The sequence below is a fragment of the Citrobacter meridianamericanus genome, from assembly GCF_041320245.1.
In the GTDB taxonomy this organism is placed as follows: domain Bacteria; phylum Pseudomonadota; class Gammaproteobacteria; order Enterobacterales; family Enterobacteriaceae; genus Citrobacter; species Citrobacter meridianamericanus.
Map to the genome: position 1 here is coordinate 1,304,720 of NZ_CP101036.1, position 12,074 is coordinate 1,316,793.

Sequence of the window (12,074 nt, forward strand, 5' to 3'; positions counted from 1 at the left end):
CGATGAAACTATCTATAGTGGAAAACGGCAAAAAACGAGAAAGCACTGTCGAATTCTCCCGCTTTGCTAAAGAGTTGAAAAAGAACGCCTGGAAAATCGCGCTAGCTGGTATCGTTGCCGGGGTCGTTGCTTATCCGTTAATCAGCATGATGTCCTCAAAGTATGTGTCAACGGCAACGGTGCTGATTAAGGCGCAGGCCGATAACGTTTCTCCGTTTCCACAGGTTGATGGTTTCGATTCAACGCGCAGTGGTTACTATGAAACGCAATACGCGTTGATGCATTCACGGATTGTGCTCGAGCAAGCCGTTCGCGATATGAAGCTGGATGAGAACCCAGAATTTATCGGGGAAAAAACCGATGCTCAAGGGGCGGATAGCAGTGAAAGTCGGCAACTGAGAATAGAGCAGGCGCTGAAAACGTTGTCGAAAAACCTGAATGTCATTGGTATTCGTACAACGAACCTGGCCTCGATTACCTATGAATCGACTTCGCCTCAGGTTGCGGCGGACATCGCCAACGGTGTCGCGCAGGCTTTCATCAACTATACGGTGGAGCAAAAGCGTCTGAAAGTGGAGCAAGCCCGCAAACTGAATTATGAAAAAATGGAAGAAATTCAGAAGTCGATAGCGAAGCAAAAAGAAGATATGGAGAGTTATCTGAAAAATGCCGGGCTGCTGACCTTTCGCGGTATTGATGGTTTTGAAACCGAGCAGTTAAGTATCGTGACCAATCGCCTGGCCGATGCGACTCAGCGTCGTGTTGCCGCGGAATCTGTCTATAACGAGGTGAACGGGGGAGGGAAGTCCGCTGAGAGTGTTATCTCGCTACCTTCGGTCTCTAACCACGCCCAGATTCAGGATTTACGCATTGCGTTAATTCAGGCGCAGCGTACGTTGTCTGAATTGCGCAAAGTCTATGGGCCAAAAAACCCGGCCATTTTAAAAGCAGAAGCTGATGTGCAGTCGATCCAAAGCCAAACGGGACGGGTGTTGGGTGAACTGAAAGTGGGTTTACGCCAGCAATATCTGGCGGCGCTTGCGGATGAAAAGAACTACCAGCAACAATTGGCTGAGCAGAAAGCGATCTTCCAGAAAATGGCGTCAAAACGGGATGCCTGGAACAGCCAAAAACTGGCGTTAGATAAAATGGAAGATCTGTACAAATCGCTTTATCAGCGTACTCAGGAGCTGTCGCTCTCCGGCGTGAATGCTGATGCGGTGTTATACGATCCGGCTGTTCCAGCATTGAAACCGGCGAAGCCGAATAAATCACTGCTGTTGGTGATGGTGGTCATGCTGGTGGTGGTGTTCAGCATCATGTATTTCATTGTCAAAGCGGCGATGGATAACTCAATCGGTACGTTGAGTCGTATGAGAAAACGCCTGAACGTTGTACCGCTTGGTGAAATCCGTCGTTTTAGTGGGATCTCTGGGCGCGCGCAGGTGCGTGACATGATCCTGAAGAACCCGCTGAATGCCGATATTGTGCACGGTATCCGTACCCGGATTATGCTCGATAACCGGTCATTACAGACGCTCATCGTGGCGTCAACGGAGCACGGTGAAGGACGTTCTCTGCTGGCGAGTTTGTTGGCGAACTCCTTTAGTTTCGATCAGAAAACTCTGCTTATTGATGCGGATTTCTTTAATACTGATGGGCTCTCTTCTGAACTGGCGTCGGCAACATCCGCAGGTCTGGCGGAACTGTTGCGCGGGGAGACTGAGCTTAAACAGGCGCGGATTACGCTCAGTGATAATCTCGATTTTATTCCGCACGGCAAGAGCGCAATCTCTTCTTTACTGATGCTGTCGTCGGGTCACGTTGAGCCCTTAATGCGCGAGCTGAAATCGCACTATCAGCGCATCATTATTGATGTCGCAGCTGTGAATCAGAGTCAGGATGTTCAACTGATTAAACGCGCCGTTGATGGGGTGATTTTCGTCGTGAAAGCTGGGGCGGGGTCCGCCGGGCAAATCGCCAACGCGCTGGATAAGTTGGAGGAAAATAACGGCGCGGTTATTGGCGCGGTACTCAATGCGGTTGAAGAAAAAGATCTTGAGACGCAAGAAGGTTTACGTTCACTCAACTTTAGTACCGATCAACTGATGACCACGCCAGGCCGCGTATGAGTCTACTGAAGAGCGCTTCCACGATAGCCGGTTCATCAGTCATTTCGCAATTGATTGGTGCGCTGTCTATCTGGTTGATTTCACACAAGTATGATATGGCGGAGGTGGGGCTGTATGCGCTCAACTACAGTATCGCCGTGGTGGGCGCTCAGGTATGTACCTTTGCATCACAGCTGTTAATTCCGAAACAACAGGAAGAAGAACTGGTGCAGAACGTCGTGTTCTGTCTGATCCAAAGCACGATTATTGCCTTACCGTACGCCGTAGTGACCGCATGGTTGTTTCACCAGAATATCCTGTTTCTCTATTTGCTGACGCTGGCAACGGCGTGGGTTTTAATCTCAGAGAACCTGTCTCTACGCACGGCTAACTTTCGTTTTCTGATTTTCCAACGCATTTCTGTCTCGGTAGTGGTATTCCTTTCGGTACTGGTGACGCACCATGTGCAGCTGTTTTATTGGGCATGGGCGTGCGCGACAATGGCACTGACCGTCAGCTGCATTTTGCATTCGTTTGACGTTCGTTCGGTGGCAATTCAACATCTGCGGCCTACCAGTAATTGGCATTTTTTCAAACAGAATATTCATCACATTACCAAAGTCGGCAGCGCGGAGGTGTTGGCGATGGCCAGCAGCAATTTGCCGATTATGCTGATTAACTTTTGGTTCTCCGCGCTGACGGCGGGTTATTTTTCCGTGGTTAGCCGCTTCTGTCTTGCGCCAGTGGTGATCATCGGAAACGCGGTGCGCAATACTATTTTTTCCAAGTGGTCTATCGACTTCAGAAATAACACCTTTAATTATCAGGAATATACCAGGGTACGGATGCTGTTGTTGTTACTGGGGCTTATCTGTACCCTCGGGGTGTTTATTTTCTATCCGATAGTAATGCGGCTGGGCTTCAGCGAAGACTGGATTAACTCCATTGAGACTTCACGCTACATGTTGCCCTATTTATTCCCAGCGCTGGCGATAAGCCCCCTAACGGTGATCGAGCTTATTTTTGGCTCTCACCGCTACTTTCTGCGCATCCAACTGGAACAGCTGGCGATTGTGTTATTCGCTTTTGTCGTCGTCCCTTATTTTTATAAAGACTACGCCACGTCGGTCATTCTGTTTTCTTCCCTGACATTTATTCGCTACGCCTTCATTTATCTGAAAATGAATAAGCGAGCCAATCTTCTGAAAGACAAGCCGGTGATACTATGACGCTGAATACCGGATACTATTTACAGGTTTATACTTTTGTCACGCTGATTCTGTGTGGTCTGGTGCAATACTTTACCGGCTTGCAGTCGGTGCTGTGGATCCCCTTTTTCCTGACCCTGTTGATGGTGGGATTGTTGGTGATGCAGACGCGCGATGGCTCCCTGCAACTGGACGCGCAGGAAACGATTGTGCTGGCGCTGTACTTCTCGTTTCTTATTTTGGCCGGAACATCAACGCTGATTCAGGGCGGGATTACCGTTGCGATTGTGGCATTCAAAAACGAAATCGCATTGTCGTTGGTGATGATCTGCTTGCTGCTGGGATTTTGTCGGGAATCGCAGATTTATCGTGTTACACGCTTTCTGTACTGGGTGTTTTACGCGCAGATCCCGGTAATGATTTATCAGGTTTTACTGGTCGTTCCCCAGCGCGTCGCGGTGCGTGGAGAAGATGAGAAATGGGATTCCGTGGTTGGTACGTTCGGCGGAGATCCCATGGGGGGCGGTAATACTGCCGCAATGGGCCTGTTTTGCCTGTTGATTATGTTGTTAAAAGTTTCTGAGTATAAGCACGGGCTGACCACGTTTAAATCCATGGCCTTGCATATCGTTCTTGGGATCGGGTTATGCATTATGGGTGAAGTGAAGTTCGTTATACTACTTTCACCAATATTCCTCGCGTGGGTGTGGATCTCCCCGAGCTATGTCAAAGACGTGAGTAAGGTTAATCTAAAGACATTGCTGATTATTGTCGCAGGAATGCTGTTGCTCGTTAGTCTGTCGATAGTGATCCTTGCGTACTATTATTCTTCCGCGTTTGGCGGCGATCCGTCGAAAAGCGCGTTGAGCATTTTTATTGACTCCTTAAGCTATATCTTTGATCCGAACTACATTATGTCTACCGGGGAGTTAGGGCGTTTTACGACCTTCCTGTTCTGGTTGAAAAATAACGATTTGTGGGGACTTACAGGAACGTTATTTGGCTACGGACTCAATGCCACTAACAGCGGTAGTACGGTATCGCCGGGCTTTTTGAATATTATCTATAACTTAATCCTCGACTCGACTTCTCTGAGTATGCTGCTGTGGGAGGTCGGCGTTATCGGCACGTTGCTTTTTATTAGCTTGTTCATTTATATCCTGAAAGTTTGTCAGCCAAAGCCATTACTGACACTTGCACAGCTGGACCAGCAGGATCTCCAGTTGCTGAGTTTTGCACCAGCGTTTAACGCTTTTGCTATCAGTTGCTTAATCAGCTTACCTTACAGTCAGATACTGATGATTATACCGATGTTACAATTCCTGTTCTATTTATCACTAGGATCGAGTTTGGTGATTCGTCGAACCGTCCTTCGCTGCGTAGGGTAATTGTATGGACTATAAACCGTTTATTTCAGTGAGTATTAAAACGCTCAATGAATCTGAATGTATTGAGAAAACGATTGACAGTATCCGTAAGCAGCTTGTTGATTATCCACACAAAATTATTGTGGCCGACAGTCTTTCAACGGATAACACCCAACAGCTTGCGATCGATAAAGGGGCGACCGTAGTGTCATTAACTAACCCAAACGATCGTTGCTGCGGCGTCGGGCATCAGTTGGGTTATCTTTATAGTGAAGGGGAATATCTGTTGCTGATGGATGGCGACATGGAGTTGGAAGAGGGCTTTGTGGATCAGGCCGTCGCGTTCTTGCGGGCTGAGCCGGAATATGCAGGCGTCGCGGGAACCGTTGAAATGGACGATGCCGTTAACTATGAGTTTAAATCGCGTAAGCAGCGAATAAATAAGATTTATCCCCTGGGGGATAGCGACCATTTAGGCGGTGGCGGATTATATCGCCGCTCGGCGATAGAGAAAATTGGTTATCTTACCAACCGTAATTTGCATGCTTATGAGGAAGCCGAACTGGGTCTGCGTTTACTTGATGCGGGTTATAAATTGCGCCGTCTGAATATTCCGTATTTTATTCATACTTCGCATACCATGCCGACCTTTCAGTTGCTGAAGCACCGCTGGACAAGCGGATACTATCAGGCTCCTGGCGAGCTTCTACGCTGCGCCTGGGGAAAACCTTATTTCAGTAAAGCGTTAAAAATGGTTAAGAACGAGGCGATTTTTGCTGTTTACCTGATTGCCTTGTTCATTGCGGCAGTGACCTTCAATCTCGAGCTTTTCGATATTGCATTTCTTCCGTTGCTTGTCTTTGTTGTCTTGAAAACCGTGCAGAACCGATCGTTATTAAACGGATTACAGAGCGTAATGAATCTGGCCGTGCTTTCTGCGGGGCTTGTTAAAGGGTTGACTAAACCGATACGCGATCCGTTGACTCCGCCTGACAGTAAAATCATTCATGAATAACCAAGGCTGGCGCAATGAAAGTTTTATTAGTGAATAAGTTTTTTTTCATTAAAGGCGGCGCGGAAACGGTTTATTTTCAAGAGCGCGATATGCTGAAACAGGCCGGAGTGCAGGTTATTGATTTCTCTATGCAGCATGAGAACAATTTCCCTTCGGACTATGCGGATTATTTCGTCAACAATGTGGATTATCATAAAGAAAGTAATCTGCTGGGCGGGCTCAAAACGGCGGTTAACTTTATTCATAATTCCCAGGCCTGCAAAAAGATGCTGGCGTTATTACAAAAAGAGCGTCCGGATATTGTTCACTTTCATAATATTTACCATCAGTTAACGCCGGCATTGATTAAAGTAGCGCGCAATTTTGGCTGCAAAACGGTGCTGACCGCGCATGACTACAAGATCGTCTGTCCCGCCTATTCGATGCTGCGCGATGGCAAAGTGTGTGATTCTTGTATTACCGGGACGGTTTTCAATGCCTTCAGGTATCGTTGTCAGGAAGGTTCCGCCTCAAAAAGCTTACTGCTCTCTTTAGAGGCGACCTGGCAGTATATTGCGCAAAATTACCAGGCGCTGGATGTGATCGTTTCGCCAAGCGTCTTTTTACGCGGCGTATTGCTACGTAAGCTGCCGAACTCTCGCATTGATGTCATCGTTAATGGCGTTGATGATAGCCGTCCCTTGGGTGAGATAAGCGATGAGGGCTATATGCTTTACTTCGGTCGCCTGAGCCGTGAAAAGGGAGTGGCAACGTTGTTGGCGGCGCATCAGAAAATGCAGAATAAAGCGCCGCTGAAAATTGTGGGCCACGGCCCGTTGCACGACGAATTGGTTGCCCAATACCCGGATGTTGAGTTTTTAGGTTATGTGCAACAAGGGGAGGCTCTCGACAAACTTATCAAGCATGCGCGGGCGGTGATCCTTCCTTCTGAATGCTATGAAAACTGTTCGATGGCGATATTAGAGGCGATGTCCTTGGGCAAGCCGGTGATCGGGTCGCGCATCGGCGGCATCCCGGAACAAATTCGTGACGGTATTGAAGGGATTTTATTTGAACCTGGCAATGCGCAGGAGTTGGCAAATGGGATGGACGCCCTGGCCGACTCGCCAGAAAAGGCGCGGACTATGGGGCTGCAGGGTCGTGCGCGGTTGAGTGAGAAATATGCGTTGAGTAAACATATGGATACCCTACAGGCGCTGTATAAAGAATTGCTGAGCAGGCCATAGCATGAGTAAAAAAATAACGGTTTTTGGTACGCGTGGAATTCCTGATGTATTGGGCGGTGTGGAGACACATTGCCAAAATCTTTATCCAGCCATTAAACAGCAGTTTGACGTTGATATATGTGTGATTGCTCGCTCGCCGTATGTAAATTACAAACGTTCGATCTATAAGAAGGTCGAAACTTACGCGCTGTGGGCTCCCAAAAAGCGTTCGCTGGAAGCGATTGTCCATTCCGTTTTAGCGGCGTTCAGGACAAGTATCGACCATTCGGATATTGTGCATGTCCATGCTATTGGACCTGGCCTTGTGATCCCATTACTACGCATGTTAGGCAAAAAGGTGGTTTTCACCCACCATGGGCCCGATTACGATCGTCAGAAGTGGGGATTCGTTGCCAAAAAAATATTGTTGCTGGGCGAACGTTGGGCAGTGCGATATGCCAACGAAGTGATTGTGATCTCTGAAGTCATTAATCAACTGATCCAGAAAAAACACGGTCGCTATGATGCGCATTTAATTCACAATGGCGTCAATGAGCCGCGGTTGTTATCTGAACAGACCATCGACAATACGCTCTCCCGCTTTGGGCTACAGCCGAAAAATTACCTTGTGGTGGTTGGGCGGTTTGTGGAAGAAAAAGGGATGCATGATGCCATCGCCGCCTATCAGTGCAGCGGTTTGACCATGCCGTTGGTGCTAATTGGCGATGCGGATCATCCAACCGAATACAGCATTCGCCTCAAAAAGCTTGCCGCAGATACACCAGGCGTTGTGATGACTGGTTTTTTACGCGGTGATGAGCTGCAGGCGGTGTTTTCGCAGGCCCGGCTGTTTGTGATGCCTTCATACCATGAAGGTTTGCCCATTGCGCTGCTGGAAGCGATGTCATTTTCTCTTCCTGCCGTCGTCAGTGATATTCCGGCAAACCTCGAAGTTCAACTTCCCGCCGAGGCCTATTTTAAGGTCGGAGATGTGGTTAGTCTTGCCGAGAAATTAACCCAGTGGGCGCCAACCCATAGTGTGGACTATCGTGTATATTTACAACACTATAACTGGCATGAAATCGCCAAAAAGACGGTTAACGTCTATCACTCAATTAATAAAGATATAGGTTAATTTTGACCAGTTATCAAAACCGTCCCCCTGTCATCGAACGATTTTATACTCATCTTGATGAGACGATTGCGCAGGAATTGACCCCTGAACAGAAAGAAGGGGTGGAAAATGCGATTCTGGCCTCGACTCTGGCTTCGCGGCATCAGATCGATATTCGGCGAAGTTTTCCCTTTTTCAGTAAGCGTTATTATCTGGTTTTTTTGTTTGGCAGAGATTTACGCCGTCAGCACCGCCAGGAATCGACCCTGTCGAGAATGTTGCTCACTTTTTTGCTGCTGATTGCCGTGCTGTTCGTCACCTGCTGCGTATTGTTGACGCTGTATATGATCAAATCCGCGTTAGGTATTGATGTGTTCCAAAATTTTCACGTAGGTATCTGGGATTGGTGGTTAAGTCTGAAAAACCACTAGCGTTAACAAACCTGTGGAGGCATTACTGCGATGAAGTGTAAATGGGTTTCTGCGCTGTTGTTAATGTCCTTTCCGTTAACGGTCATCTCCGCATTAACGACCGTAACCCCCAAAGCATTAACTGGCCCGCTGACCAATCCGGGGATCGGCGTGGCAAGTTTTCATCAGGGATACGGTGAAACGCTGGGTCTGGCTGATTACCCCAATACCGGGTTTGAATACGACCGGTTTTACTGGCAAGAACTGGAACCTGTTGAAGGTCAGTATAATTTTGCGCTGGTGGATGCTGCCTTCAAATACGCTGCGGCACATCGTCCTGCGATGAACGTCGGGTTACGGTTTATGGCGCTAGCCGACCCAGGGGACGGTTCAAAAATTCCCGACTGGCTAATTAAAAAAGGTGTGAAAGGTACGTGGACACCCGATAATAAAACATTTATTCCGGATTTAGATGACCCTCTGTTTATTGAATACAGCCAGCGTCTGCTGAACGCATTCGGAAAACGCTACGACGGTAATGAGAATCTCGCTTTTGTCGATATCGGCATGGTGGGGGCCTGGGGAGAGTGGCATAACAGCAATTTCCCTAATCTGCAGCCACTATTGGAGCGATACACCACGGCGCAGTTGGACCGCTATGTTGCAATGCATTTTTCCGCCTTCCCCTCGACCCCGAAAATAATGTTGATGAGCGGTGGACAAAGCCTGGCGAATGCGGTGGCGCGAGGGGCTGGATGGCGCGCGGACTGCTGGGGTGATCTGCGCGTATTTTCAGAAAACTGGAACCATATGGCCGATGATTACCCGCAGCGATTACTGGCAGCACAGCAGAGTTATGCAGGGTTTAACGATGCCTGGAAACGTGCGCCGGTCAGTCTGGAAATCTGTTCATATATGCAAGACTGGAAGAATACTTTTCATTATACGCGTGCCGAAGTGCAGGGTATTTTTGACTGGGCGGTCAAGCAGCACGCCAGCACCATCAACCTGAAATCGAGAACGATCCCAAGCGATTATCGACCGATTGTCGACGATGCGCTGACCAAACTGGGCTATCGGTATCGCTTAGCGTCTCTGAGTCATGAATCAGTGTGGGACGGTGGACCAACGCTGGTATTAAACAGTATCTGGTATAACGAGGGTAACGCACCGATTTATCTGCCCTACACGTTGGCATTTCGTGTGGTGGATAGCGCTAATAAGGTCGTTGCGCAGGGGAATGCGGCGGATGATATACGGCACTGGTTGCCTGGAAAGTATCAGGTCAGCTATGCGTTGCCCATCCCGGGACAACTCGCGAAAGGTCAATACGCGATTGAGGTCGCGATACTGGATAAATCCGGCGCGGCACGAATTAACTTTGCTAACGAAGGGAAGCAGAGCAGCGGCTGGTATCGCGTATCAACGATTACTGCACGCTAGCCCGTTACGACAACGAGCCTGACCGTCAGGCTCGTTACAGGGCATATCAGATGTTATAACCATTCGGGTTATTTTTTTGCCAGTTCCAGGTGTCACGCATCATTTCATCAAGGTTGTAGACCGCCTTCCAACCGAGCTCTTTGTATGCCAGTGACGGGTCAGACCAACATTCGGCAATGTCTCCGGGTCTTCTGGCGACAAACTGATAATGAATTTTGGTCTGGGCCGCTTTCTCAAACGCCTTAATCAGATCAATCACGGAATAACCGACCCCGGTACCGAGATTAATCACCTTGTAGGCAGCGCCTTTGTTCTGGCAATCAAGCGCGGCTAAATGACCAGTCGCCAGATCCATGACGTGGATATAATCACGCACGCCGGTTCCGTCAGGGGTTGGATAGTCATTACCATACACCGATACGGTTTTTAGCTTACCAATCGCGACCTGGGAGATGTATGGCACCAGGTTGTTTGGGATACCGTTAGGATCTTCACCAATGCGACCCGATGGATGAGCGCCGACTGGGTTGAAATAGCGCAGGCAGGTAATGCGGAAATCAGGTTGCGCACGCGAGAAATCGGCCAGAATCTGTTCGACCATTAATTTAGAGGTGCCGTAGGGATTGGTGGTACCGCCCGTGCGTGATTGCTCGCTCAACGGCACGCTTTCCGGATTACCGTATACCGTAGCTGATGAGCTAAAAATGAACCGGTTAACGCCTGCGGCCAGCATCTCATCCAGTAAAACCAGCGTTCCTGTGACGTTGTTTTCATAGTAGGCAAGAGGTTCTTTTATCGACTCGGAAACCGATTTGAGCCCTGCAAAATGAATGACATCGGTGATGTGATGGTTGGTAAAAATGTTTTTTAAGGCCTGTCTGTCGAGAACATCGGCGATATAGACAATGGGTTCCTTTCCGGTAAGTTCCGCGACCCTGTCCAGCGATATCCGACTCGCATTTGCCAGATTATCGATGACAACGACATCATCGCCTCTTTCCAGTAGTGATAAAACAGTATGTGAACCAATATAACCTGCACCACCTGTGACAAGAATTGCCATACAGACTCCAGAAAAATGCTAGAAACCCGAACAATCTTCTACCAATGTCACCTGAGAATCCAGTGAATCAGTTGTGTTGCCGGGAAAGGTAGATGTTTCTGTATTTTACCATAAATTTATATGATAGTTTTTTTAAGATAGCCAACAGACTGAACTTATTGATTTTTGTATCATAAGCAATGAAATTATTTGAGAAATTCAGCGTATGAACACCGTCACTGTGGTTGATCGATGAATTGATTTGTTCGATCAGATTCTCATCAAAGTTAATATCGTTAAGTGTAACTAGTTCTTTGATATAGATAGATTTTCCATAAGTTTCGGGCGTGCATTCCTGGGTGAGGAAGTACATTTTATTATCGACAAGATAAGGGGTACCAGCTCCTCGATGATGATGATTACTCACCTTTAATGTAGGGGTGATCCGCTGCCACTGACCGTGAAGATGCTCTGCGGAATGAATAATTATTTTATTATCCATGGTGGTCGACAAAAGATAGCAAGTTTCATTTATTGAAAGAAAAATGTTATCTGTGACTTCGGTATCAGAGAGTAGAACTTTAATTTTCTTCCAGCGCGCAGGAAACTCTACCGACTGGAACAGGAGCACTTCTTTTCTTTCTGATGATTCCGGGATCATGAAGAGTTGATTGTTAATATTAATCAGGAAAGGGAATGACAAATGACACCTCAGGTCGTCAAATCCTTCAAGTTTCACATCATCAATTTCAGTTAGTTCACGATCAAGAATGCGGCAGCGGAGCGTGCCTTTCGAGTTGCGGAAGCTAAAAGCTTCATAAAAAACATACAGTTTGTCGTCTTTTTCAATAAGAAAAGGATCGGCCTGAAACGTATATTTCTTTTTTAACTGCTGCGCAGTAGATTTATTCAATATTTCCAGCGTGTTATCAGGAAATAAGTGTATACCATGATCCTTAATAATCATGATATCCCACGACTCATGATAGAATAACATGTTTATTATTCTTTTTATTTTCGCTTGCATTCGTACCTGCTCCTTTTTATCGCTTGCACCATGTATGAACAGCTACTTGCGGGGCAGCTCATGAGACTTGTCGCAATGTCGCAATGTTGTATGAATGTGCGAAAACCGCGTGGTAACACCTGCGGTTATTTT

At 47.5% G+C, this 12,074-nt stretch carries 10 protein-coding genes; 8 read left to right on the top strand and 2 right to left on the bottom strand.

Features of this window, described 5'->3' with window-relative positions:
• The first annotated feature begins 2 nt into the window (after positions 1–2).
• From NMD08_RS06300 to NMD08_RS06335, 8 genes are read left to right on the top strand one after another with little or no spacing between them, the layout of a single operon-like run.
• Positions 3–2,132, top strand: coding sequence for a tyrosine-protein kinase domain-containing protein (locus NMD08_RS06300; protein ID WP_151218155.1), 2,130 nt, complete (start codon positions 3–5; stop codon positions 2,130–2,132).
• The gene (locus NMD08_RS06305) at positions 2,129–3,340 is read left to right on the top strand and encodes a lipopolysaccharide biosynthesis protein (RefSeq protein ID WP_370619775.1); all 1,212 of its coding nucleotides are present in this window, start codon (positions 2,129–2,131) and stop codon (positions 3,338–3,340) included. Before NMD08_RS06300 ends, NMD08_RS06305 begins: the two co-directional genes overlap by 4 nt.
• The gene (locus tag NMD08_RS06310) at positions 3,337–4,707 is read left to right on the top strand and encodes a capsular biosynthesis protein (RefSeq protein WP_151218154.1); all 1,371 of its coding nucleotides are present in this window, start codon (positions 3,337–3,339) and stop codon (positions 4,705–4,707) included. Before NMD08_RS06305 ends, NMD08_RS06310 begins: the two co-directional genes overlap by 4 nt.
• Positions 4,708–4,711: 4 nt before the next feature.
• Complete coding sequence (locus NMD08_RS06315) at positions 4,712–5,701, top strand: glycosyltransferase family 2 protein (protein ID WP_370619777.1); 990 nt, start codon at positions 4,712–4,714, stop codon at positions 5,699–5,701.
• 14 nt (positions 5,702–5,715) lie between these two features.
• Positions 5,716–6,927 carry a glycosyltransferase family 4 protein gene (locus NMD08_RS06320; RefSeq protein WP_151224223.1) on the top strand — a complete coding sequence of 404 codons (1,212 nt, stop codon included), beginning with the start codon at positions 5,716–5,718 and terminating at the stop codon, positions 6,925–6,927.
• Position 6,928: 1 nt separating this feature from the next.
• Positions 6,929–8,041: a glycosyltransferase family 4 protein gene (locus NMD08_RS06325; RefSeq protein ID WP_187253078.1), complete on the top strand. Its 1,113-nt coding sequence runs from the start codon at positions 6,929–6,931 to the stop codon at positions 8,039–8,041.
• Positions 8,042–8,043: 2 nt separating this feature from the next.
• Positions 8,044–8,451, top strand: coding sequence for a hypothetical protein (locus tag NMD08_RS06330; RefSeq protein WP_151218151.1), 408 nt, complete (start codon positions 8,044–8,046; stop codon positions 8,449–8,451).
• A 30-nt stretch (positions 8,452–8,481) separates the two neighbouring features.
• Positions 8,482–9,873 carry a DUF4832 domain-containing protein gene (locus tag NMD08_RS06335; protein WP_151218150.1) on the top strand — a complete coding sequence of 464 codons (1,392 nt, stop codon included), beginning with the start codon at positions 8,482–8,484 and terminating at the stop codon, positions 9,871–9,873.
• A 46-nt stretch (positions 9,874–9,919) separates the two neighbouring features.
• On the opposite strand, the gene galE is transcribed toward NMD08_RS06335, so the two are convergent.
• Positions 9,920–10,936, bottom strand: coding sequence for a UDP-glucose 4-epimerase GalE (gene galE / locus NMD08_RS06340; protein WP_046670409.1), 1,017 nt, complete (start codon positions 10,934–10,936; stop codon positions 9,920–9,922).
• A gap of 67 nt (positions 10,937–11,003) precedes the next feature.
• Positions 11,004–11,942 (bottom strand): hypothetical protein, encoded by a 939-nt coding sequence (locus tag NMD08_RS06345; protein WP_151224222.1) that lies wholly within the window; start codon positions 11,940–11,942, stop codon positions 11,004–11,006.
• Positions 11,943–12,074: the final 132 nt, after the last annotated feature.